At 45.0% G+C, this 25,724-nt stretch carries 22 protein-coding genes and 1 riboswitch; of the genes, 10 read left to right on the top strand and 12 right to left on the bottom strand.

Translation table 11 applies throughout. From position 1 onward, the window contains the following. Positions 1 to 548: 548 nt before the first annotated feature. Together purH and purD are read left to right on the top strand one after the other, a co-directional pair. Entirely contained in the window at positions 549 to 2,138 is a 1,590-nt protein-coding gene (gene purH, locus BM135_RS11330; RefSeq protein WP_092519827.1) for a bifunctional phosphoribosylaminoimidazolecarboxamide formyltransferase/IMP cyclohydrolase, read from the top strand. 30 nt (positions 2,139 to 2,168) lie between these two features. Continuing rightward, positions 2,169 to 3,467, top strand: coding sequence for a phosphoribosylamine--glycine ligase (gene purD / locus BM135_RS11325; protein WP_092519826.1), 1,299 nt, complete (start codon positions 2,169 to 2,171; stop codon positions 3,465 to 3,467). Positions 3,468 to 3,506: 39 nt separating this feature from the next. Here purD and BM135_RS11320 read toward each other — a convergent pair whose 3' ends face one another. The 5 genes from BM135_RS11320 to hemE all read right to left on the bottom strand — a co-directional run bounded on the left by BM135_RS11320 (position 3,507) and on the right by hemE (position 7,139). Continuing rightward, on the bottom strand, positions 3,507 to 4,220 hold the full coding sequence (locus BM135_RS11320) for a DUF1481 domain-containing protein (protein WP_175486110.1): 714 nt from the start codon (positions 4,218 to 4,220) through the stop codon (positions 3,507 to 3,509). Between the two features lie 47 nt (positions 4,221 to 4,267). After that, positions 4,268 to 4,540 (bottom strand): nucleoid-associated protein HU-alpha, encoded by a 273-nt coding sequence (hupA, locus tag BM135_RS11315; protein WP_010848914.1) that lies wholly within the window; start codon positions 4,538 to 4,540, stop codon positions 4,268 to 4,270. Between the two features lie 185 nt (positions 4,541 to 4,725). Next, on the bottom strand, positions 4,726 to 5,316 hold the full coding sequence (locus BM135_RS11310) for a YjaG family protein (RefSeq protein WP_092519825.1): 591 nt from the start codon (positions 5,314 to 5,316) through the stop codon (positions 4,726 to 4,728). A 76-nt stretch (positions 5,317 to 5,392) separates the two neighbouring features. Then, positions 5,393 to 6,070, bottom strand: coding sequence for a deoxyribonuclease V (gene nfi / locus BM135_RS11305; protein WP_217644298.1), 678 nt, complete (start codon positions 6,068 to 6,070; stop codon positions 5,393 to 5,395). 4 nt (positions 6,071 to 6,074) lie between these two features. Continuing rightward, positions 6,075 to 7,139, bottom strand: a complete 1,065-nt coding sequence (gene hemE, locus BM135_RS11300; protein WP_092519823.1) for a uroporphyrinogen decarboxylase — start codon at positions 7,137 to 7,139, stop codon at positions 6,075 to 6,077. A gap of 409 nt (positions 7,140 to 7,548) precedes the next feature. Here hemE and dcp point away from each other — a divergent pair, with 409 nt between their 5' ends. Further along, a complete protein-coding gene (dcp, locus tag BM135_RS11295) occupies positions 7,549 to 9,756 on the top strand; it encodes a peptidyl-dipeptidase Dcp (protein WP_092519822.1) in 2,208 nt (735 codons plus the stop codon). 115 nt (positions 9,757 to 9,871) lie between these two features. Here the strand turns inward: dcp and nudC are convergent, their stop codons facing one another. Then, entirely contained in the window at positions 9,872 to 10,642 is a 771-nt protein-coding gene (gene nudC / locus BM135_RS11290) for an NAD(+) diphosphatase (RefSeq protein ID WP_092519830.1), read from the bottom strand. A 157-nt stretch (positions 10,643 to 10,799) separates the two neighbouring features. Between nudC and BM135_RS11285 the strand changes: the two genes are divergently transcribed. From BM135_RS11285 to thiH, 7 genes are all read left to right on the top strand, one after another. Next, positions 10,800 to 11,462: an HAD family hydrolase gene (locus BM135_RS11285; protein ID WP_092519821.1), complete on the top strand. Its 663-nt coding sequence runs from the start codon at positions 10,800 to 10,802 to the stop codon at positions 11,460 to 11,462. Between the two features lie 58 nt (positions 11,463 to 11,520). Continuing rightward, positions 11,521 to 11,645, top strand: a riboswitch (TPP riboswitch). Between the two features lie 150 nt (positions 11,646 to 11,795). Next, positions 11,796 to 13,835, top strand: coding sequence for a phosphomethylpyrimidine synthase ThiC (gene thiC, locus BM135_RS11280; protein WP_092519820.1), 2,040 nt, complete (start codon positions 11,796 to 11,798; stop codon positions 13,833 to 13,835). A 7-nt stretch (positions 13,836 to 13,842) separates the two neighbouring features. Then, on the top strand, positions 13,843 to 14,532 hold the full coding sequence (thiE, locus tag BM135_RS11275) for a thiamine phosphate synthase (RefSeq protein ID WP_175486108.1): 690 nt from the start codon (positions 13,843 to 13,845) through the stop codon (positions 14,530 to 14,532). Further along, entirely contained in the window at positions 14,526 to 15,335 is an 810-nt protein-coding gene (locus BM135_RS11270) for a HesA/MoeB/ThiF family protein (protein ID WP_092519819.1), read from the top strand. Before thiE ends, BM135_RS11270 begins: the two co-directional genes overlap by 7 nt. Continuing rightward, positions 15,332 to 15,532 (top strand): sulfur carrier protein ThiS, encoded by a 201-nt coding sequence (thiS, locus tag BM135_RS11265; RefSeq protein ID WP_092519818.1) that lies wholly within the window; start codon positions 15,332 to 15,334, stop codon positions 15,530 to 15,532. Before BM135_RS11270 ends, thiS begins: the two co-directional genes overlap by 4 nt. Before the next feature lie 20 nt (positions 15,533 to 15,552). Then, positions 15,553 to 16,320: a thiazole synthase gene (locus BM135_RS11260; protein WP_092519817.1), complete on the top strand. Its 768-nt coding sequence runs from the start codon at positions 15,553 to 15,555 to the stop codon at positions 16,318 to 16,320. Beyond that, positions 16,317 to 17,441, top strand: coding sequence for a 2-iminoacetate synthase ThiH (gene thiH, locus BM135_RS11255; protein WP_092519816.1), 1,125 nt, complete (start codon positions 16,317 to 16,319; stop codon positions 17,439 to 17,441). Before BM135_RS11260 ends, thiH begins: the two co-directional genes overlap by 4 nt. A 114-nt stretch (positions 17,442 to 17,555) precedes the next feature. On the opposite strand, the gene BM135_RS11250 is transcribed toward thiH, so the two are convergent. The 6 genes from BM135_RS11250 to malT form a co-directional block, all read right to left on the bottom strand. Next, a complete protein-coding gene (locus tag BM135_RS11250; protein ID WP_092519815.1) occupies positions 17,556 to 18,155 on the bottom strand; it encodes a DUF1349 domain-containing protein in 600 nt (199 codons plus the stop codon). Positions 18,156 to 18,169: 14 nt separating this feature from the next. After that, a complete protein-coding gene (locus BM135_RS11245) occupies positions 18,170 to 19,285 on the bottom strand; it encodes an MFS transporter (RefSeq protein WP_175486106.1) in 1,116 nt (371 codons plus the stop codon). A gap of 153 nt (positions 19,286 to 19,438) precedes the next feature. After that, a complete protein-coding gene (locus tag BM135_RS11240) occupies positions 19,439 to 20,104 on the bottom strand; it encodes an HAD family hydrolase (RefSeq protein WP_092519814.1) in 666 nt (221 codons plus the stop codon). Between the two features lie 26 nt (positions 20,105 to 20,130). After that, a complete protein-coding gene (locus BM135_RS11235; protein WP_092519813.1) occupies positions 20,131 to 21,192 on the bottom strand; it encodes a zinc-dependent alcohol dehydrogenase in 1,062 nt (353 codons plus the stop codon). Next, positions 21,186 to 22,442, bottom strand: coding sequence for a class-III pyridoxal-phosphate-dependent aminotransferase (locus BM135_RS11230; RefSeq protein WP_092519812.1), 1,257 nt, complete (start codon positions 22,440 to 22,442; stop codon positions 21,186 to 21,188). The genes BM135_RS11235 and BM135_RS11230 overlap by 7 nt, the downstream gene beginning before the upstream one ends. Before the next feature lie 345 nt (positions 22,443 to 22,787). Further along, entirely contained in the window at positions 22,788 to 25,502 is a 2,715-nt protein-coding gene (malT, locus tag BM135_RS11225) for an HTH-type transcriptional regulator MalT (protein WP_092519811.1), read from the bottom strand. Positions 25,503 to 25,724: the final 222 nt, after the last annotated feature.

Here is a 25,724-nt window from a genome sequence, read left to right as displayed (position 1 = left end):
TGAATTAACTGCTCAGTCACTCTTCAAGACTTGGTATCGTTTTCGCCTTTCGGCGTGGATAGGGTCTTGCGAGTGCCCACACAGATTGTCTGATTAATTTGTTAAAGAGCGGGTGCAACCGGAAGGCTCTTCCGGGTTGCGAGGCTGCGTATCTTACGCTTTTTGCCTTCAGTGTCAAGCCTTATTTTTCAGGGCCTTTCACTTTGTCATCCCGACAGGTCTGTGTGTTTGTCGTGACAACGGATGCGCATTATAGGGAGTTTTCGGCGGCTGGCAATAGTTTTTTTGAAAAAAATTATCATTTGATTAATCACACAGCAAAACCCCTATTTATACCAAGTTACGCACACAATTATACACAGGGCAATATTTTAATAAAATTTATCGGGCATCACGCAAACGTTTTCGTTACAATCTGCGAAGGAAAAATCACCAAGTATTTTTTCAGATTGTTTTGAAATGTTATTGCAGAAACCATTTTTTCTATAAATCAGTGGATTTTCCCCAATAACACATTCTTGTTTTATGAAATTCGAAGGATCACACCAATGCAACAGCTTCGTCCAATCCGTCGTGCCCTGCTAAGTGTTTCTGACAAAGCGGGAGTTATTGAATTTGCCAAAGCCTTATCCAGTCGTGGTATCGAACTGCTTTCAACGGGTGGCACTGCTCGTCTACTGGCCGAAGCAGGATTGAATGTCACTGAGGTTTCTGACTACACAGGTTTCCCCGAAATGATGGATGGACGCGTCAAAACACTGCATCCCAAAGTTCATGGCGGCATTTTGGGTCGGCGTGGGCAGGATGACGAAGTGATGTCACAACATCAAATTTCGCCGATTGATATGGTAGTCGTTAACCTTTATCCCTTTGCTCAAACCGTGGCAAAACCAGATTGCTCTCTGGAGGATGCCGTAGAGAATATTGATATCGGCGGCCCGACAATGGTTCGCTCCGCTGCCAAAAATCACAAAGATGTGGCGATTGTTGTTAATAGCCAAGATTACGCCAAAGTTATTGAGGATATGGATAACAACCAAAATTCACTAACACAATCCACTCGCTTTAATTTAGCCATTAAAGCATTCGAGCATACCGCCGCATATGACAGCATGATCGCTAACTACTTTGGCGAACTGGTTCCGCCATATCATGGCGAAACTGATCAACCATCAGGGCGCTTCCCTCGCACGTTAAATCTGAACTTCATTAAAAAGCAAGATATGCGCTATGGTGAAAATAGCCACCAAAACGCAGCCTTCTATATAGAAGAACAAATCGCGGAGGCTTCAATTGCTACAGCAACCCAGTTGCAAGGCAAGGCACTCTCTTATAACAATATCGCAGATACTGATGCCGCACTGGAATGCGTCAAAACCTTCTTTGAACCTGCCTGCGTCATTGTTAAACATGCCAATCCTTGTGGCGTTGCGATTGGCACTGACATCCATACCGCCTATGACCACGCCTTTAAGACCGATCCTACTTCCGCATTCGGGGGAATTATTGCGTTTAACCGTGAACTAGATGCCGATACCGCTCAGATCATCATTGAACGCCAGTTTGTTGAAGTCATTATTGCTCCTTCTATTAATGAAGCAGCTCTGCCAATTCTGGCAACCAAGCAAAATGTCCGCGTTTTGGCATGTGGTGAATGGAACTCTCCTATTGCCGGCTTAGATTTCAAACGTGTCAATGGTGGCTTGCTGGTACAAGATCGAGATTTAGGCATGGTGACAGAAAGTGATCTGGTTGTTGTATCCAAACGTCAGCCAACGGAACAAGAAATGCAAGATGCCCTGTTCTGCTGGAAGGTCGCTAAGTTCGTCAAATCTAATGCTATTGTTTATGCCAAGAATAATATGACCATTGGCATTGGAGCTGGGCAAATGAGTCGTGTTTACTCTGCCAAAATCGCTGGTATTAAAGCAGCAGATGAGGGTTTGGAAGTTCAGGGCTGTGCCATGGCTTCAGATGCATTTTTCCCATTCAGGGATGGTATTGATGCCGCAGCCGCTGTAGGAGTGAGCTGTATTATCCAACCAGGTGGTTCCATTCGTGATGATGAAGTAATTGCTGCCGCCGATGAACACAGTATTGCCATGATTTTCACTGGCATGCGTCATTTTCGCCATTAACAACCTCTGCCTTATTAATAGGAGCCTCAGATGAACATATTGATTATTGGCAGTGGCGGAAGAGAACATGCATTAGCCTGGAAAGCGGCACAGTCACCTCTGGCAAACAAGGTTTATGTCGCACCGGGTAATGCGGGTACTGCATTGGAAGCAAATTTAGAAAATGTGGACATTGCCGCGACAGATATTGAAGGATTGCTAGCATTTGCCCAAGACTATAAGATTGACCTAACTATTGTAGGGCCTGAAGCTCCACTGGTTGTCGGTGTGGTTGATACTTTCAAGCAGGCAGGGCTGACTATTTTCGGCCCAACCAAAGCGGCTGCCCAATTGGAAGGTTCCAAAGCTTTTACTAAGGATTTCCTTGCTCGCCATCATATACCCACGGCAACCTACCAAAATTTCACAGAAATTGCCCCCGCACTGGCGTATTTGGAAAAAATGGGCACACCAATCGTCATTAAAGCCGATGGCCTCGCAGCGGGTAAAGGCGTCGTAGTTGCCACAACCATGGAAGAAGCACAAAGCGCCGTCAAAGATATGCTGGCTGGTAATGCGTTTGGTGATGCAGGGCATCGTATTGTCATAGAAGAATTTCTGGATGGGGAAGAAGCCAGTTTTATTGTCATGGTGGATGGCAAAAACGTAGTTCCTATGGCAACCAGTCAAGATCACAAGCGCGTGAGTGACGCAGATACAGGGCCGAATACTGGAGGAATGGGAGCTTACTCACCAGCGCCGGTAGTAACGGATGAAATCCACCAGCGTGTGATGGAAAAAATCATTTACCCTACCGTGAAAGGAATGGCAGCAGAAGGTCATACCTATGTTGGTTTTCTTTATGCGGGATTGATGATTGATAAACAGGGTGAACCGAAAGTGATCGAATTTAACTGTCGATTTGGTGATCCTGAGACTCAACCTATCATGATGCGTCTACGCTCTGATTTGGTCGAATTGTGCCTTGCAGGAGTCCAAGGCCTGTTAGACGAAAAAACATCTGCATGGGACGAACGCCCTGCCTTAGGGATAGTGCTGGCAGCGGGAGGCTATCCGGCTAGTTATACCAAAGGTGATGTTATTAGTGGATTGGTACAGAAATCAGATAACAGTGAATCAGATATAAATGAAAAGGTCTTTCATGCTGGAACAGCTTTTAAGGACGGAAATGTTATCACTGCGGGCGGGCGTGTTTTATGTGTTACTGCTTTAGGTTGTGATATTGCGGACGCCCAAAAAAAAGCTTATCTGAGAGCTGGACAAATTAGCTGGGAAGGCTGTTTTTATCGTAAAGATATTGGCTATCGGGCAATTGCCCGTTTGAAATAGTTCCCAAAATAGATCAACCAAACCGACGGAAGTACAGAATTACAGCTTATCTTTCGTCGGCTCCCAACGACAAAAATCATCATTGGCGACCAACAATAGCTGTTTTCCTTTAGGCGAATCCAGCCATGCAATAGTCAGCAAAGCGGGGCTGTTACTACTCCTTTCTCCGAGCCACTTCTGATCATGAGGCTCAAACTCAATGAATGATTGTTTTCCTGAACAGGTAGTCACTTTTCCATTCAGCCAGTGCCCTTGTAATAACTCAACCTTATTTGCAATTAAAGCGCCACTAATTTTCTCTATCTGCTTAGCATCAGATTTCAGACGAACCATATCATCATCGGATAACGGTTCATTACGTTTTTGCAATTGCCGCAGTTTAAAAATGACAGAGTTATCTTGGTCGATACGTAACGTTTCTGCGATTGGAGGGTTATCAAGCACACTACGGCGGATTTGCCACAAGCTACCATGACGATATTCGTAGAAAGTCACTATGGTGTTTCTATTATGAGTATCTTCAATATGGATATTTTGATTGCGGATATCTTTATTATGGTAAGGATTATTATGATAAGGACTGTAAACACTCATGATAATCTGAGGCTTACTGTTTTGATCATTCAAACGCCATAAACGTACAACGCCGCTGTCGATTACAAAACCACTGGCGCTGAAAAGAGGTGTTTTTGGTTGAATCGAACAGGCGCTGAGCAAAGAGATGATCCCTAATGCTAACAGCCCCTGTAGAATCAACAAAAGGGGTTTAATTCCCCCTCTTATTTTTTTTAGCAATACGATTACTTAACTGCGTCTTTCAATGCCTTACCAGCAGAGAAAGCAGGTACGTTTGCTGCTGCAATTTTGATTTCTTTACCAGTCTGTGGGTTGCGGCCTGTGCGCTCTGCACGGTGGTTAACTTTGAAAGTACCAAAGCCTACCAATTGCACTGCATCACCATTTTTCAGGGATTCAGTGATTGCATTTAAAGTTGATTCCAGGGCAGCTTTAGCCTGAGTTTTAGTCAGATCTGCACCTGCTGCAATTGCATCAACTAATTCGGTCTTATTCATAGATTATCCTTACAGTGTGTTTATCGTTTGCAAAGCATCGAGTGCGACGGATATGCCGATTTGACAGCACCCCTGCATACACGCACCGATAGCCACTTCTTTTCGCCCCCCAATGTAGAACAGAGTGAGGGCAAAAGTGAAGCCTTTAAATGCGGCAAATCAAGCATTAAGTCACGTTTTATGAGTTATTGCTCTAAATTTATGCCGATATTACTAATCCCCGCCTCACGGAGATCAGCCTTTAATCCTTTAATTAATTCGATGTCCCGTTCTTCGCAATTTGCCAATAAACGGTAAATCTCCCATTGAATATCCCACTCTTCCTCAATGGCAGGTAATATTTTCAACTCATCCTCAGTCATTTCCCTACCAGCCTGCGTCATTTCCAGCATGGCAACAGTACGGATAGATATTTCACTGACGGCTATTGTATGCTCTAACGTCGAGCCACTCAGACGAGAATGAATCACTTCACCCAATGCAATACACGCATCAATCGCTGGGTACACACCATAAATATCATAATCTTCTGATGATGGGATAATGGCTTCCAATTTTTCCAGCTGATTATCAAAATTTACTTTTACATCTTTAACGACCAATACTTCCCACACAAGATCCAAAATGCGTCGATATTGTACGGGATCTATAAACTCGCTTTGGCGACAAAACACCTGATAATTTGGGTACATTCGCTCACATAGACTAGCCATAAAAGTCAAATGTTGCCAACTTTCGAGTTTCTCCAACCTCAGGTGGATCGGATTTCTTAACATTGGTCGTTACTCATAATGCCTAATTTGCGTCGAAGTTTACCTGAAAATCAAGAATATCCACACTTTTCCGCCAAAATTATAGATTTTTCTGCATTGATTGCTTAAAAAACGGTCTATTTGAGGCAATCCCATCCGCCCAACGGATTGGTTCAGGCAGCTTATATCCCCTCATACATTGCTCAACCCAAAATACCGCACTGTCAATACTGACCTTATGACCGAGGGAAATATAGAGTGGCTTACATCTTTTTTTGCTTCTTAATACGACACCAATCTGTTCACCATGATCCATCAACGGCTGACGACTTCCCTGAATCTCTCCTACCAGTGCATGCTCGCCACACAAACGGCTTTTTGCCACTCCAATTGTTGGAATATCCGCTAATACGCCAAAATGGCTAGCAACACCAAAACGCCGAGGATGGGCAATGCCCTGACCATCCACCATCACCAAATCAGGCCGCAAGCTTAATTTTTGCCATGCAGCCATCAGTGCAGGATATTCACGAAATGAGAGTAAACCGGGGATATAGGGAAGAACCATATCAATTCTGGCAATTTGATATTCGACCAATTCTAGTGAAGGATACTGCAACACCACAATTGCGGCACGAGTCACCGTACCGCTCTCTTCAAACCCAACATCAGCACCCGCAATGAACTTTGGCGTAAAAGATGTAGAAAAAGCATCATGGCGGATAACCTGCCGCGATTTTTCTATCTGTTCCTGACACAATGCTTTTGTTTTAATCATAGAATCATTGGTGGTATTTTGCTGAAAGTCTGTGTACTGCTTCGACAAATGCACCTGCGTGCTCTGGTGGAACATCCTGATGAATGCCATGCCCCAAGTTGAAAACATGCCCGTTGCCCACACCAAAATCTTGTAAAATTGTCGAAACTTCTTTTTCAATTCGTGCTGGCTGAGCATACAGCATGGAAGGGTCCATATTGCCCTGCAAAGCGACCTTATCGCCAACGCGCCGACGTGCATCAGCAATATTCGTCGTCCAATCCAGGCCAAGAGCATCACAACCGGTTGCTGCCATCGCTTCAAGCCATTGCCCTCCCCCTTTGGTAAACAGGGTAACAGGCACCCGCCGCCCTTCATGTTCGCGGATCAACCCATCAACAATTTTATGCATATATTGCAGGGAGAATTCCAGATAATCGCGCTGGGACAAAACGCCTCCCCAAGTATCGAAAATCATGACAGATTGAGCGCCCGCTTTTATTTGCGCATTCAAATATAGAATAACGCTGTTTGCCAATTTATCCAGTAGCAGATGCAATGTGGCAGACTCAGCATACATCATGGCCTTGATCTTAGTGAACGCTTTACTGCTTCCGCCTTCAACCATATAAGTTGCCAATGTCCACGGGCTGCCAGAAAACCCGATGAGAGGAACTTGCCCTGTCAACGCCTTGCGGATCGCACGAACGGCATCCATCACATAGCTCAATTCCAGTTCTGGATCAGGTACAGGCAATTTTTCTACATCAGCATGATTTTGGATCGGAGAATGAAAACGTGGCCCCTCACCCGTTTCAAAATAAAGCCCCAGCCCCATCGCATCGGGAATCGTCAAAATATCCGAAAACAGGATTGCCGCATCCAGTGGAAAACGGCGCAAGGGTTGAAGTGTGACTTCACAGGCTAATTCGGTATTTTTGCATAACGAGATGAAATCCCCCGCTTCCTGACGTGTCGCTTTATATTCAGGCAAATATCGGCCAGCTTGGCGCATCATCCATACAGGTGTGACATCGACAGGCTGACGTAATAAGGCACGCAGATAGCGGTCGTTTTTCAACGCATTCATGACAAGCTCCCTTGATTATCAACAAAAAGCGCCCGCATGATATCACGTCGGAAGCCGAACTTCCGTCGTGCCCCCCAATAAATAAACGTCAAGTACCAATCCCGGCGTCAGATGAAAAAATTTATGTACAGAGTCACAAAACCCAGAACAAGGACTATGCATACCGGCTCATCGCTCTCATTATGCTACATTCATGTAACACATGCGTTACATGAAGGCAATGCCGTTTCTCACGTTGCCATAACCCTTCATTGCTCGCGCTCTTCAATTAATCGTTGGATGAATTAGTTTACGTTAATTAATTGACTGTAAATTAATTGCCTGTAGTTAACTGACTGTATCAAAGCGCTTATGAAGTCATTTTCGTTGATAAATAACCTATTAAACCTATATGGAGGAGTTTCTATTGATGCGTTTATCCACTTTAGTATTAGCTATTGGCTTGGCACTAGGCACTCAAGTGCAGGCCAAAGAAAATAAACTGGGATCTGATCACACGAACATATCAAGTGATCAGGTAAAGGAGATGAGTGTGACTGGTGAAGCTAATCAACAGCAATACAAGAACAAAAACCCTTTCTTCTACTCGAGTGTACTACCGTTCCAGGCTCCCCCGTTCGATAAGATAAAAGAAACAGACTATGCACCCGCGATTGCTGCCGGTATTAAACAAAAACTGAAGGAGGTAGAGAAGATCGCCAATAATCCTGCCACGCCTGACTTTGAAAATACATTTATCGCGCTGGAGAAATCGGGCGCAACGTTGACACGGGTGATGAACGTATTTGGAGCGATGACGTCAGCTAATACCACTGACAAGCTGCAAAAACTGGATGAAGAAATTGCACCAAAGTTGGCGGCGATGAATGATGAAATTATGCTGAACAGTAAACTGTTCAACCGTATCAAAACCATTTACCAGCAGCGCGGGACGTTGAATCTGGATCCGGAATCACACCGATTGGTGGAGGTTACTTATCAAAGTTTCGAGTTAGCGGGAGCCAACTTGTCTGATGCGGATAAAGCAAAGTTAAAGGCTTTGAATCAGGAAGCGGCCACACTCAGTACCCAGTTCAGCAACAAATTGCTGGCGGCAACCAAAAATGGCGCACTGGCGATTCAAGATAAAGCCAGACTGAACGGACTGTCTGATGGCGAAATTGCCGCGGCTGCGCAGGCTGCCAGTGAGCGTAAGCTAGACAAACAATGGCTGTTGGTATTGCAAAACACTACCCAGCAACCGAGTCTGCAAGACCTGAAAGATCGCGATACGCGTAAAGCGTTATTTGAGGCATCGTGGATCCGAGCCGAGAAAGGTGACGATAATGACACGCGTCAAACCTTAGCCCGGTTAGCGAAGATCCGTGCTGAACAGGCTAAGCTGCTGGGCTTCCCGGATTATGCATCGTGGAAACTGCAAAATCAGATGGCAAAAACGCCTAAAGCCGCGTTGAAATTTTTGCGTGATATTGTACCTGCGGCAACGGCGCGCGCTGAGCGAGAAGCTAAAGACATTCAGGTGGTGATTGATCAGCAAAAAGGGGGCTTCAAGCTGGAGGCCTGGGATTGGCCGTTTTATGCCGAGCAGGTACGCAAAGCAAAATATGATTTGGATGAATCACAGATTAAGCCGTATTTCGAGCTGAATAACGTCCTGAATAATGGCGTATTCTATGCCGCCAATCTGCTGTATGGCATTACCTTTAAAGAGCGCAAAGACATCCCGGTTTATCAATCCGACGTCCGCGTGTATGAAGTTTTCGATAAAGACGGGAAACCGTTGGCGTTGTTTTATACCGATTACTTTAAGCGCGACAACAAAGGTGGTGGAGCCTGGATGAGTAATTTTGTCGATCAGTCAAAGCTCATCGGAACCAAACCGGTGATTTACAACGTCGCCAACTTTACCAAACCTGCGCCGGGCCAACCTGCACTATTGTCGTATGATGACGTGATCACAATCTTCCATGAGTTTGGGCATGCCTTACACGGCATGTTTGCTGATCAGAAATATCCGAGCCTGTCCGGCACCAATACCGCCCGTGATTTTGTGGAATTCCCATCGCAATTTAATGAGTATTGGGCGCGTGATCCCAAGGTGTTTGCCCATTACGCCAAGCATTACCAAACCGGTGAAGCAATGCCGCAGACGTTGGTCGATAAGATCAATAAGGCTGACAAATTCAACAAAGGTTATAGCATGACTGAGCTGCTGTCAGCCGCGTTGTTGGATATGCACTGGCATATGCTGACCGCTGATCAGCCACAGCAGGACGTGGATAAGTTTGAAGCCGGGTCTCTGCAACAAGATAACATCTATATCAGCTACGTGCCGCCGCGTTATCGTTCCAGCTACTTCAAACACATTTGGGGTAACGGCTATGCTGCCGGTTATTATGCTTATCTGTGGACCGAAATGCTGGCAGACGATGCTTTTGCCTGGTTTACCGAACACGGAGGCCTGACACCAGAGAATGGCCAACTTTTCCGCGATAAGGTGTTGTCACGTGGTAATAGTGAAGACTTAGAAAAGCTGTATATCAACTGGCGCGGTAAGCCACCGAGTATTGAACCTATGCTGAAAAACCGGGGCCTGAAGGAACAAAAACAGCCTTAATCAGCCACTGAATCTTAAGTGATTGAGAGTTACCCGTTTTGGTATGGATATCGGAACCTGATACAAAACACAAGGTAGCTCTCATTTTTATACACAATTCATTGATCAATTAACATCACTGCTGACGACATAATACAACTGTATCCTCAATCAGACGGCGAGCAATCGTATCAGGGGGAGGAATCAGGGGAAGTTTATCGTAGCGAAACCAATCTGCACTGATAAGCTCGACGGGATCAACCTTGATTTCACCACTCTCATAATCAGCCAGAAAACCTGTCATTAATGAATTCGGGAAAGGCCACGGCTGGGAAGCAACATAACGCAAGTTACAGATCTTAACTCCACTCTCTTCCATCACTTCACGATGTACAGCCTCTTCCAGCGTTTCCCCCACTTCAACAAAACCGGCAAGCACGGTATGGATGCCATTGCGGTGACGCTGATGCTGTGCCAAAAGAATATGGTCATCACGCCGGATACCCACGATAATACTGGGCGCAATTTGTGGATAATAACGCTCTTCGCAATGGCTGCATAAACAGGCCCATTCGTACTGGCTATGCTGCATATCATGACCACAGTAACCGCAATAACGGTGCGAACGATAAAACTCAGCCAATTGGACGCCGCGTCCTACCATCTGAAATAATTTGGCATCCCGATCAGCAATTAAACGGGGGGAAGACATATTTGAAGTCATTCTATGGCGAATCAGCCAAACCGTTTCCCCCAACCACTCGCCGATGGGCAACGCCATATGACCCTGCAATGACCATTGATTGGCAGTGCCTGAAGGTAATTCTCCTTGTGGCAGCCAAACCTGATTCTCAAGACTGACAATCCACCAGCCCCGTTCTGTACCTGTCAGTTTTTGTTGCGTCATTTGTCTCTGTTCCGTCATAGGTTGTGTGATTATTTCCATTATATGTTGTTCAAAATCAACACGAATAAAGCATACTCCTTTTTCATCTTCTTTCGTCTTCAATCTTGTTATATTAACCCTGTTTCTGAATACCCTTTCTCAATTAGGAATCACAATAATGTCAAAAAAAATCGCTGTATTTGATCTGGATGAAACACTGATTTGTGGGGATTCCGGCCGCCTCTGGACGAAATATCTATGGGAAAAAAGAATTATTACCGACTCTCGTTTTATAGAAGCAGATCAAAAAATGATGTCTGATTACTGTGCGGGAAAGCTGGATATGCAGGAATATCTGGTATTCAGTTTACAAGCACTCAAACAAATTCCCTTTGAACAAATAGACATCTGGTTAACCGATTTTGTGGAAACCAAAATCAAATCTATTTTTTATCCCGCAGCCCAAAAACAACTGGATATTTACCGGCAACAGAACATCCCTGTCATTATTATCTCTGCGACGGTTTCTTTCGTGGTCAAGAAAATCGCGTCAGCCTTTGGCATACAGACAGCCATGGGCATTGATATGGTGATGAAAGAAGGTTGCTATACGGGTGAGATTCACGGAATTCCGACCTTCCGTGAAGGCAAAATTGCCTGCTTGCAGCAATGGCTCGAAAAACAGAATTTATCGCCTGAGCACATTGAATTTTATACAGACTCAATAAATGATTTGCCAATGTGTTTATTTGCCAATGAAGTATTTACGGTTAATGCAGATAAGAAATTGCAATCAGAAGCAGAAATTCGTGGGTGGAACCAATTGAATTGGTTGCTTTAAAAAGAGTGCAAGTTTTCCGGTTGCAGTTTTCACCATCCCCTTTATACTTTAGGGTGTTTTTTTCTTGTCGGAGTGCCTAGCGTTCAGCGTATAACACGATGAACACAGGCTGAGACCGTTAATTCGGGATCCGCAGAACCTGATCGGGCTAATATCCGCGAAGGGAACAAGAGTAATCATCCCACTGCCAGTATTATCGTACATTTATGCCAATGCCTTGTACAAATACTAGTCAGAACCAACCATTACTCCCTGCGAGCTCCAGACAAGCAATTTTCTCAACTTAAGCCTGTTCAGCAATGAGATAGGCGATAACACAGTCAGGAATTTGCTATGTCTAAGTCCAATGATACCGTTATTTCAAATAGCGCTATTTCAAATGCCACTATTTCCAACCCCATTATTCCAACGGCTGATATTTCGCCTAAAGCCCATCCAGTAAGGCCACGTAAGGCTCAGCGAGATGCGGCACAAGCGTTTATCAACTCCATTCAAGGAATGGCTTTTCCCAATTCAAAGCGCATTTACCTTGAAGGTTCACGCCGAGATATTCAAGTCCCGATGCGTGAGATCCAACTTTCTCCCACATTACTTTCTCCCATATCAACAATAGGTAGCACGAAAGAAAATCCCCGATTTGAGGAAAACGAGCCTATTCCCGTTTATGACACTTCTGGCCCTTATGGTGATCCAACATCCGTACTGGATGTACAAATAGGCTTAAATAAGATCCGCCAGTCGTGGATTGATGAACGCAATAATACCGAACCTGTTCCAGTACTCAGTTCTGATTTCACCCAGCAACGCCTTGCCGATGCAGGATTGGATCACCTGCGCTTCCACAACCGCTCGCATCCACTGAAAGCCAGGCCGGGCAAACGTGTCACTCAATTACACTATGCGCGCCAAGGTATCATCACACCAGAAATGGAATTTATTGCACTGCGCGAAAACATGGGGCGCGAGCGTATCCGCAGTGAAGTCTTGCTCCAGCAACATGCAGGACAAAGTTTCGGTGCCAATTTACCGGAAAACATCACACCGGAATTTGTTCGCCAAGAAATTGCGGCTGGTCGCGCGATTATTCCCGCCAACATTAATCATCCTGAATCTGAGCCAATGATTATTGGGCGCAATTTCTTGGTGAAAGTGAATGCGAATATCGGTAACTCCTCCGTCACATCATCCATCGAAGAAGAGGTGGAAAAACTGATTTGGTCTACCCGCTGGGGTGCAGATACCGTGATGGATCTCTCTACCGGACGCTACATCCACGAAACCCGCGAATGGATACTGCGAAACAGCCCTGTTCCGATTGGTACTGTACCGATTTACCAAGCACTGGAAAAAGTCAACGGCATTGCGGAAAACCTGACATGGGAGATGTTCCGCGATACCTTGCTGGAACAAGCTGAGCAGGGCGTAGATTATTTCACTATTCATGCGGGAGTATTGCTGCGTTACGTACCAATGACTGCCAAGCGCCTGACAGGTATTGTTTCCCGTGGCGGCTCAATTATGGCGAAATGGTGCCTTTCCCATCATAAGGAAAATTTCCTTTACACCCACTTCCGCGAAATCTGTGAAATTTGTGCCACCTATGACGTTTCCCTCTCTTTGGGGGATGGATTGCGTCCCGGCTCAATTCAGGATGCCAATGACGAAGCACAATTTTCAGAACTGCACACGCTCGGTGAGCTGACTAAAATCGCATGGGAATACGATGTTCAGGTCATGATCGAAGGGCCGGGGCATATCCCAATGCAACTCATTCGCCGCAATATGACAGAAGAGCTGGAACATTGCCACGAAGCCCCCTTTTATACCTTAGGGCCACTGACAACCGATATCGCCCCCGGTTATGACCATTTCACCTCTGGCATCGGAGCCGCCATGATTGGCTGGTTTGGCTGTGCCATGCTTTGTTATGTCACCCCCAAAGAACACCTCGGATTGCCCAACAAGGAAGATGTCAAACAAGGTTTGATTACTTACAAAATCGCAGCACATGCGGCGGATCTTGCCAAAGGTCATCCGGGAGCTCAAATCCGTGACAATGCTATGTCAAAAGCACGTTTTGAGTTCCGCTGGGAAGATCAATTCAATCTGGCTCTGGATCCTGACACCGCCCGCGCCTATCACGATGAAACCTTGCCACAAGAATCAGGCAAAGTTGCCCATTTCTGTTCCATGTGTGGGCCAAAATTCTGCTCAATGAAAATTACGCAGGATGTGCGCAACTACGCCGCAAAACTGGAACAGGAATCGGGTATGGAACAGATGTCAGAAGAATTCCGTTCCCGTGGCAGCGAACTCTATCACAGCGTGGAGGAGGTAATTCATGAAAAGTCAGCCCATAAAAAACCAGCCTGACGCATCTATGAGACTCCCAGAAGCCCCTTTTGCTCCAACCGTGCGCCGGTTGGGGCTTTATCCTGTTGTGGATTCCCTAATGTGGATCGAGCGATTACTGGAAGCCGGGGTCAGAACCCTGCAATTGCGCATCAAAGACCACGCCGAAGAACAGGTAGAGAAAGATATTCAAGCTGCCATTGCACTTGGTCATCACTATAACGCCCGTTTATTTATCAATGATTATTGGCGTCTGGCGATCAAATACCAAGCCTATGGCGTTCATCTGGGACAAGAAGATCTCGATATCGCTGATCTCAATACCATCCAGCAAGCCGGATTGCGTCTGGGCATTTCTACCCACGATCAACAGGAACTGGCGCGGGCAAAATCCCTGCGTCCTTCTTATATCGCACTCGGGCATATTTTTCCCACCACCACTAAAGAGATGCCCTCGTCACCACAGGGCCTTGAAGCACTCAAACATCAAGTGGATATGACACCTGAATATCCCACCATCGCCATTGGTGGCATTTCATTAGAGAGAGTACCGGATGTTATTGCAACAGGTGTTGGTGGCGTGGCATTGGTCAGTGCTATCACAAAGGCAAAAGACTGGCAGCAGGCAACAGCCAGATTGCTTAATTTAATTGAAGGTCAGGATTTGATTGAAGGCCGGAATTTGGCTGAAGATCAGAAACGGGGGCTTTTATGTTAAACGATCAAGAATTCATGCGTTACAGTCGCCAATTAATGCTGGAAGACATTGGCCCGGAAGGACAAGAAAAATTAAAAGCCAGCAAGGTGCTGATTGTCGGCCTTGGCGGATTAGGATCTCCGGCTGCGCTCTATCTCGCGGCGGCAGGAGTGGGAAACCTTTATCTTGCAGATGATGACAAATTGCATATATCAAACCTGCAACGCCAGATTATCTACCGCACGGCAGATATTCCTGCTAACAAAGCCCAATTAGCGGCAAAACAACTGGCTGAGCTGAACCCGCAGATCAATATCACTGATCTGACCGAACGCCAAGATCGTGAGTCTTTGGTTAATGCTGTCCGACAAGTCGATCTGGTACTGGATTGCTGCGATAACATGGCAACCCGCCATGCCATCAATGCTGCCTGTATCGCAGAAAATAAACCCCTTATCAGCGGCAGCGCCGTCGGTTTTAGTGGTCAATTGCTGGTATTGACACCGCCTTACCAGCACGGTTGCTATGCCTGCCTTTATCCCGATCAAGAAGAACCTCACCGAAACTGCCGGACAGCCGGTATCTTGGGTCCCATTGTGGGTGTGATCGGTACATTGCAATCATTAGAAGCAATAAAAATGTTGGCAGGTCTTCCTTCACCCTTAAACGGAAAACTCCGGCTGTTTGATGGCAAGCAACAAAGCTGGAGCACACTACAGCTTACTCCCTCATCAAGGTGCTCCATTTGCAGGGCCGTCGGTAACGAAATAGCCGCCGGAGAAAATGAGAGTGATGAAAAACGGTCAGGAACAGAAGTCGTATGAATATTATCGTTAATGATCAAAACATTACACTAATTCCCCCCATGACGGTGCAACAATTGCTTGAACATATAAAGCGCACTCAATCAGGTACTGCTTTGGCTATCAATCAAACCATTATTCCGCGCTCAGAATGGCATACCCATCAAATTAATGACGGGGACAATATCTTACTGTTTCAGGCCATTGCTGGTGGCTAATATTGCCGGAGGCTAATTTTATGTTAAAAATTGCAGATACCACCTTCCACTCCCGCCTATTTACCGGAACAGGTAAATTCGCCAATGCCAGCATAATGATCGAGGCAATCCGCGCATCAGGTAGCCAACTGGTGACAATGGCAATGAAACGCATCGATCTCCACAGCAACAACGATGGCATTCTTACACCACTGCAACAGTTGGGCGTCAAACTACTGCCAAATACATCCGGCGCAAAAACCGCAGAAGAAGCGATATTTGCCGCCCATCTTGCACGGGAAGCATTAGGAACTAACTGGATTAAATTGGAAATCCACCCCGATGTAAAATACCTGCTGCCCGATCCGATTGAAACGCTGAAAGGCGCGGAACAATTAGTGAAAGAGGGATTTATCGTCCTGCCCTATTGTGGTGCTGATCCTGTCCTGTGCCGTCGGCTGGAAGAAGTCGGTTGTGCTGCTGTCATGCCATTAGGTGCTCCTATCGGCTCAAATCAGGGGCTGCTGACTCGCGATTTTCTACAAATCATCATCGAACAGGCCAACGTGCCCGTTGTTGTGGATGCAGGGATCGGAGCACCAAGCCATGCACTGGCAGCCATCGAAATGGGTGCAGATGCCGTGCTGGTCAACACCGCCATCGCCGTTGCCCGTAATCCAGTGAAAATGGCTCAGGCATTCAAAACCGCCATTGAAGCGGGTGAACTTTCACATCAAGCAGGTTTGGCAAACCAGAGATCCCATGCTGAGGCTTCCAGTCCACTGACTGATTTTCTGGGGGTACTATGACAGACCGAACATTTAGCCAGCGCTGGCAACAACTGGATTGGGATGACATCACCCTACGCATCAACAGTAAAACATCGCAGGACGTTGAACATGCACTAACCAGTGCTCGTTTGACCTTGGATGATTTCATGGCTCTGCTCTCTCCTGCGGCATTGCCTTATCTTGAACCGCTCGCTCAACGTGCACAACAACTCACTCGCCAGCGTTTTGGAAATACCGTGGGATTTTTTATCCCACTCTATCTTTCCAATTTATGCGCCAACGACTGTACTTATTGTGGTTTCTCCATGAGTAATCATATTAAGCGCAAGACACTCAATGAACAGGAGATTGAGGCAGAATGTCTCACACTGAAAAAACTAGGATTTGAGCATATCCTGCTGGTGACAGGGGAACACCAAAACAAAGTTGGTATGGATTATTTTCGTCGCTATCTTCCCCTAATCCGCCGCCATTTCAGCTCAGTCTCAATGGAAGTTCAGCCATTGGCGCAAGAGGAATACTCTGAACTGAAAACTCTGGGGTTGGATGGCGTGATGGTCTATCAGGAAACCTACCATCAACCCAGTTATCAATTGCATCATTTGAAAGGCAAAAAGCAGGATTTTCACTGGCGCCTGGGAACACCGGAACGCCTTGGGCGAACGGAAATAGACAAGATTGGTCTAGGTGCCTTGATTGGACTATCCCACAATTGGCGAACAGACTGCTATATGGTGGCTGAACACCTCTTTTTCCTGCAAAAACAGTTCTGGAAAAGTCGTTACTCCATCTCTTTTCCGCGACTACGCCCCTGTGCGGGCGGCATAGAGCCGGCTTCTTTAATGAATGAAGCCGAGCTGGTGCAACTGATTTGCGCTTTCCGTCTGCTGGCACCCGATGTAGAGCTTTCCCTCTCCACCCGTGAATCACCGTTCTTCCGTGATCACGTTGTCCCTCTCGCTATCAACAACATCAGTGCCGGTTCAAAAACCCAGCCGGGCGGCTATGCCGATGAGCATCACGAGTTAGAACAATTCACTCCCCACGACAATCGTTCTGTTTTGCGGGTCGCGGAGGCCTTGGTTAAATCAGGGTTACAACCTGTTTGGAAGGATTGGGATAATTATTTAGGTCGATAATTTTTAGAAGGAAAGTGTTTCTCTTTGGCCTAAGTTAGCCAAAGAGAACGAAGTACCCGTATCATTGATCGAAGAAGTTGAATTGAATCTTCATCTGGATATTTAATTAATCCACTAACTTAAATCATGCAGGTGTTTTTTCAACGATGTTGTCAGTCTGAAATCTGAAAACTTCACCTGTAATCCTTCACGTTCTGGCGAACAGCACATCGCACCGATAAAAATACGCTGATTATTGTCAATCGTAAAAGGAGACAATCTTAGTAATGGCCATGTCTCGCCATCAGTAGAATATTGCAACCTGAGCGCTCCATCCCCATACGTGATCCTCAACCAGAACTTATCTGGATCACCAGGGAAAATTCCCATGGCCCAGTCAGAACCCCCATTTGTCAATACACTACCGATGGTTGCCTGTCCATCAGAATGTTCAATACCAGCTTTTAGCCAATGTTGTTCATCCACTAACAACATAACGCCAGCCTGATCATACAATTGTTCAAATTGGCCTTCGATACAAAACTGGAAAGTAAAACCTTCTTCAAATTTAAAATCATCAATATAGCCACCAAATACGTGACCACTATGACGCTGAAAACCATACCATGTATCACGCCAGAAATCGGTTTTATTGTCTGTCGTGACATGAAGCTCATCATCCTGACATTGCCATGAAGCAGGTTCATTCAACCAATGACATTGCTGCAAGTTCATCAATATTTACCCTGTTATTTTTTGGTCGGATTAATCAAACTATATCCTGCTAACAATGAAAGGGAAAGCACAGCAATACAGGCAAAAGCACCATGCAACGTTACCTGATGCGCCAAACCACCAATAATTGCCGGCCCAAGCAGAATCCCGGAATAGCCCATCGTCGAAACGGCAGAAACTGCCAATGCATCAGGCATCACTTTCTGCTGGCCTGAAGCGGTGAAAAACATCGGAGCCAAATTGGATAACCCTGCCCCTATCATCAGGAAAGAAATTCCCAACTGAGTCATGCTTGATGCCAGATAAATTAGAACAAAACCTGATGTTGCCAAAATCGCGCTGCCTAAAAACACACGCCGATATCCACACGCCGCAATGATTTTATCACCCAGAAATCGCCCCGCAGTCATAGTAATGGCAAAAAGCGTATAGCCAAAACCTGCCTGATGACTACTCATGTTATGTACGCTACTTAGCAAGATCCCGCTCCAATCCAGCATGGAACCTTCCATCAAGTAAACGACAAAACAGAGAGAGCCAATCAGGATAACAATGCCACGAGGTAAAGCAAAAAATGGTGTGTCCTCCGTTTCCGTTTCAGTGCTATCCAGCATTCCTCTCCACGTTGGTAACAACAGAAGAATAACGAATACTGCTACAGCAATTGTGACCTGAAATGGTGGAACTCCCAGAAACAACAATAGGCTGACTGTACCGGCTCCCACAATTCCACCTAAGCTGAATAATGCGTGGAAGCCTGACATAATCGGTTGATGTACTCGTTTCTCAACATTGACCGCATGGATATTGATGACCACATCTGTTGCGCCAATTCCCATACCAAACACAAATAAAGCACAAGCCAAGGTCAGTGGAGTCGAGAACACACTCAGGCTCGGCAATATTAAAACAGCCAACAAAGCAAAAAAGGTAAAAATCTTCCGGCAGCCAAAGCGCGTCGCCAACATTCCGGCTATTGGCATCATAATGAAAGAACCAATACCAAACATCAGTATCAGAATCCCCATTGAACCGTCACTCAGCCCTAATCGTTCTTTTACCAATGGGATCAGTGGTGCCCAACTTGCAATACTGAATCCCGCAATAAAAAACGAAATTCGCGTTGCCATGATAGGCTGTTTTATTGAAGAGACTGCATATTCTTCAGACAACTTAATTCCTCCAAACGATATCCTCCAAACAAAGCCTTCCGCCAGTTCGGGCGGAAGGCTCCCAATATTGGCCTTCAACAAGGTATTACCTTTATGTTTATTGCCTTATGTTTATTGCTCTATATTTGCACTTATCTCTGAAAACTGGGGAATATCCGTTAACTTCCTAATGACGCTGGAAGCTTGTCCATACTGTTCCGCTCCCGACAAAGCATGAGGCCAAGCATATATCCACGGAATACCCGCCTGTTTTGCCGCCGCAATCCCCAAATCAGTATCTTCAATCACCAAAGTTTGCCGAATATCCATCTCTTTCAATTTCAGCATAGCCAAATAAGGATCAGGAAAGGGTTTAGTTCTTTCCACATCATCGCCAGAAATCAAGGCAGGTTGTTCATGTAGCTCCAACAAGCTAAGATTTGCTAAACACACATTACGCGGCGCGGTGGAAACAAACCCAAAGTTAGTGCCATTTTGTTGCAAAACAGCAATCAAGTCAGTGATCCCCGGTCGCAAGTAATGTGCGGACAATTTTTCTTGATAACGAGAAATAATTTTTTCAGTAATGCTTTTATGCATTGATGAAGGAAGACCAACCTCATTCAACGTTTCCGTGAGGCTTAGCCCGATCAATTGCTGGGGTTGGATATCACGTATTTGAGCAGATACCTGTTCTCCCGATACATCAGCTAATACATCAAGCAATACATCAAAGTGCAATTGTTCACTATCAACAATCACTCCGTCGATATCAAAAATGACATTGCATTTATTCATCAAATAACAGTCCTTCAAACGATCAATTACTTTAGGTCAGAGATACGAATCAACACCTTGCAGTTTGGTGCACTGAGAGGAACTTGAGCTTTCGATGCAATATCACAACCAACAGTAAGAAAAGCCTGCTGATAATCTTTGAAATCAAAAACTTGGCTGATAAAACGCTCCGCAGGGATTACACCATCACGGATCATGGCATAGGCGCGTTCAAAACTGTTATTCAGGGAATCAATGGAACCTATCACTGAAAGACTTTTATCCGCAATTTTCATAATATCCAAATTGGCATGTTTGTCTTTCAGGGCAACATTCAGCAACTTCCCACCCGGTGCCAAATGGTTAAAAATGTATTCGGTCAACTGTCCTGTCGTATCCACACATAAGTCAATCAGAGCTGACGTATCACCATATTCCTGAACCAGTGCTTCATCAAAGTCAGAATACAACTGGCTTCCCGGAGGCAAATTATCTCTTGCAAACTGAATTCGACTCTCATTCTTTTCAACCATAAAGGCTTGTACGCCCCGCTCATGCAGCGCCCAAATGTACAACATTCCCATAGGGCCAGCCCCTGCTACCGCTGCACGAATATTAGTGTGGGTGATCCCCAGTTTATCCACTCCGGTTAGTGTACAGCTCAGTGGTTCAGTCAGTGAGGCTTCTTCCATGCTGACATGATCATCCAGCTTGATAAGTAAATTTTCTTTTGCCAAATATTGATCTGCGAACGCGCCATCATAGGAAACCCCTGCTTCTGTTCCCAATTTTCTCTCACAATGATTAGGACTTCCCGTCTGACACATCCGGCAATGCCCACAAAAGTAGGTCGGGTTGACCACAACACGATCTCCCACCTGAAACTGAGTAACATCGCTGCCAATTTGCGATACCACGCCAGTGGTTTCATGACCCAAAGTGGTTCCCGGTATTGCAACAGGGTAAGCGCCTGTGATAATTCCCACATCCGTGCCACAAATACCACACACTGCAATATCAACAACAACATCATCAGGTTCAATACAAGCCAAAGATTCAACTTGCTGAATTTCAACATCCCAAGCTTGATGATATTTAAGCGCTAGCATGATGCAACCTCCTTATATACCTGTGCGATAGCCGTTAATTCTGAGAAAGTCAGATCCAGTTTATGCAGGATTTCCGCCAGATGTTCCTGCGTGCAAATCAGCGGTGGACGAACTTTGATTGTTTTTCCCTTACCATAACGGGAACCACGTAAGAGCAAATTATGGCGGCTGGCAGTGGCTATCGCCTGCGCTGCAAAATCTGGATTTGGTGTATCAAAGCCATACATATATCCTACACCTCTGACTCCCGTGATCTCTGGATATTGATGCTGTAATTTCAACAAACCATCACGCAAGTAGGCTTCATTTTGTTGCACATTTTCCAAAATGTGATCATCTTCAATAATGTCGATGATTTCATTGAGAGCCACCAAAGAGAGTGGGTTGGCACCAGAAGTGCTGGAATGTTCGAACGATTCCAGAATATCCAGTGAATGGCGCATCAATACGCCGCCAGTTGGAATACCGATGCCTCCAGCTCCTTTGGCGAAAACGATGATATCCGGTTCCAGTTCTTTGGCATAACCCGTCGAGGCGAAAAACGTACCTGTACGACCAAAACCTGTCTGTACTTCATCCGCAATAATGATGATGCCATGTTGATGACAGATTTCCCTGATCTTCCGGTAGAAAGACACAGGGAAAACAGTATTTCCGCCATTCCCCTGAATCGGTTCAATAATAAGACATGCAATATTGTCATTAGAACCTAACTGAATAAACTGCTCTAAATCGACAAATTGCCCTTCATTCGGCTGTGATTGTGACTCTGACAGAACACTGGCTGGCGCAGGAATTTTTATCGAACCATCAATATTTACATGGAATTCCTTAATTCTGAACGCATTGCCGGAAATCTGTGCTGTTGCAAGAGATTGTCCATGATGGGCAAGAAAGAACGAAATAACACCTGAACGTCCCGTTGATTTTTGCGCTATACGGATAGCACATTCAACTGCACCAGATCCAGATACATCTCTCAGCCAAATACGATCTACTCCTTTAGGTGTATGTTTAAGTAATTTACTTAAAATATATTGTGACATTTCATGTGTATAAGCCGAACTCAAATGTGTACATCTATCAATCTGCTGTTTGAGTTTGTCTGCAATCCGCTCATTCGTGTAGCCTAGCGGCAAATTAAAAGTTCCTGATGCCGCGTCAATATATTTTTCACCATCAATAATCAAATAAGGGCCATGACCAATAAAGTGAGAAAGCATATCTTCAAGATGATCTTTATTTTCCATAATCATTCACCACTATTAGTTAGTTTGTATTAAACAATTCGTTGTATTAAACAATTCATTGCATAAAGTAATTATTTGCATTGAAAAATTATTTGCATAAAAAACTAACATCACTAAACAATTAACACCGCAAAACAATTACTTCATTAAACAATTAGTTGTATTAAACAATGAAAAAACATACTTATTGCGATGAAATTAGATTAAGCGCATTTAGATCATAAAAATGTAATAAAAAATATTAAATAAATTTAAAAAAAATTTAAATTTGAAGAATCATATAGTTATTTATTAATATTTATTGTTCATATTAAAGACATAATAAATCACATTTAGAAATAATCGCTAAACCCCTAGCCCTATCATTCGCATCAATTTCTGTGCCTGCTGAATAGCTTCCTGTCGGTGAGTAATTCCCATTTTCTGATATAAATTACGTATATGGGTTTTTATAGTGGTTGCAGCCACATCCAGTTCTGCGGCAATTTGATCATTGCTGTAGCCAGAATAAATCAACCCCAATACCTGCCATTCACGCTGAGTAAGTGGACTGTTACGAATAAGCTCAGGCACGTCAGGATGAGTGAGTAACTGTTCTACAAACGTTTCGTCAAAATGGGCAAATTTATGTCGGTGCTGTCGGTTGATTTCCCGAAGAATGCGTTGAGCCCTACGCTGTTCCATTTCAGGCAAGATATTAAGTTGGATAAGCTGGCGCAGTTGTAAAGCCATCAGCTCACCTTCAATAACAAAATGGCTGATAAACCCCGTGCGATTGGCCAAACTCAAGGCTTCCATCAAAACATCCTGAGCCTCAGCTTTACGTTCAATCTGCCAATAAAGCAAATTACACAGCAGGAGATTACGATTTAAATCGCTGACCAATGCCAATTTTCTGGCATATGTATTCAGCTTCTCCAAAATAGATTCAGCGTCCCCATATTGACCAAGTAAGATTTGTGCTCGTGCAATGTTTCGCCATTGATTCTGATTGAAGTGGTTACAAAAACTGTCTGGTCGTTCTGCCTGTGCCAACCATTGTGTCAACGAACTGCTATCTTCCAAACTTTGCCAAATAATGACACGCAATTTATCAGTATTTGTCCGCCAATCCCGATGGTACTGTCCATTACTCAGTAAGTTTTCGCAGCGGGTCAAGTAGCGACGAGCGTTATCAATATCCCCTCGAATCAAAGAACACTTTGCCAGCTGGGTAAGACATTGTAATTGCTGCTGTGGCTGGTAATTGGCCAACACTTCCAGCCCTTGACGAGCCGCATCTTCTGATTCATCAATACGAGCCCAACACCACAAAAGTTGTGAACGGATCCTGAGCAGAAACTCATGCATCGGCAATTGTTCTAAATGCTGCTCATGTATTAAGTCAAAAGCATGGGTCTGAGTATCATAAGCCGCCTGTAAGTAACCTTGCGCCAATAAAATTTCGCTTTGTTGCAACAACGCCCATAAAGCATAGTGGTAAACATGACAAACGCGGGCAAGTTGCTCAGTTTGCTTCATCAAAGCCAATGCATTGACCAACTGCCCATTGCAATGCAATACCTCTCCTTTCACTGACATCGCCACAATACGGCCATATTTATTGTCTGGCAGTAGGGTCGCCAGAGCTTTTTCAGCCAAAGCATCGGCATCAGACGGACAACCATCGTTAATCGCTACCTGAGCTCTCAGAACATCAAATTCCGCCAGTAACTCCGGCTCAATAGCTATTTGCTTCTGTTTCAATGATTGCTCTGTCTGATTCAATAACGCATTTACTTCATAGTAACGATGTTGACTCTGTGCCAACCATGCTTGTAACAGAACCAAGCGAGGACTTTCCAATAGTTGTTCATATGGCAGTGCATTCATGCACTCTTCCAATAGGGATAGTTTGCTGTGGTTAAATAACTCCCAAGCATGTTGCAACAAAATATCCCGCAACAAAGTTGTATCTCCCGCCGCCAGAGCATGATGAATAGCTTCTCCCGGATAGCCCTGCATCAACCATCCTTTCACGGCTGCTCTATGTAATTCAGGTAATTTTGCTGCCATTTCCCATTGGCAACGTTGGCGCAGGAATGAAGCAAATAAAGGATGAAAGCAGAACCACTCTCCAGAATCATCCATCCGTTGAATAAACAACCCCTGACGTTCAATATCCTCCAGACGTTGTTGACCGTTGTCCTCTCCCGTCAGGCAAACAATCAGGCCATCATTCATGGAACGCAGAATAGAACTATGCAGCAAGAAATTCCGCGTCTTCTGATTCACCCGATTTAAAACCTCATCCACAAGGTAATCCGCAAGGTGACTGGCATTAATTCCCGAAAGACGCCTTGCTGACATTTCAGTCGTATTACCAGATTGACGGGCAGAAAGGGCAATCAACTGCAAAGCAGTAGCCCACCCAGCAACATCATTGCATAACTGTTTACAGTGCTCAGAATCCAGTGGATTGGTTAACCGCTTGGCGAAAAATTGCTGCGTTTCCCGATAATCAAAAGCCAACTGTTGGCTATCAATCTCCAATAACTGCTCGCGGACACGTAAGTTAGCAATTCCCAAGGATGGCAAATGGCGTGATAGGAGCACCAATGTTAAGTTTTCTGGTTGGTGGCGCAGGAAAAAACGCATTGCTTCATGAATAAGCCCATTCATTATCAAATGATAATCGTCGATCACCAGAAAAATCGGTTGCTGCCATTCGCTAAGCTCAATAAACAATTGCGCAAACAACGCAGGTAAATTGGCGTATTGGTGTTTCTGGGCCAGCACGTCACTTTTTACACAGTGCCCCTGCGTTGCCTGCTGAATAGCTGCAATCAAATAGCTGGCAAAGCGCTCCGGCTGATTGTCACTATCATCAAGAGAATACCACCCAAGGCGCTCTTGCCCGGCAGCCCATTGTGACATCAATGTCGTTTTGCCATATCCAGCAGGACTGGTTACCAAGACCAGCCGATAACCCTGAACTTCATTGAACTTTTCTAGCAGGCGCTCCCGCATAACCATATTATTGAGCCGAAGGGGGCGGCTGAGTTTCGATGGGATAAGCATTAATTTTTTCCCCTCACACACAATGAATAAAACTGATACCTGAATTTTGTCTGATACTATTAAGTCACTTACACCATTAACATTCGCTAACGCCCAACAAATGTAGAGAAACACTCATTTTTTGCAAACAAGTTGATTAATTTCATTGTGTTAAATTGCACCTTGTCACATTCTTTGATTGCAATTTTGCTATTTCTCCATGAAATTGCGAAAAAACTCGAA

Origin of the sequence: Xenorhabdus japonica (genome assembly GCF_900115195.1) — a bacterium.
GTDB lineage: Bacteria > Pseudomonadota > Gammaproteobacteria > Enterobacterales > Enterobacteriaceae > Xenorhabdus > Xenorhabdus japonica.
This window is presented reverse-complemented; position numbering and strand designations above follow the sequence as displayed.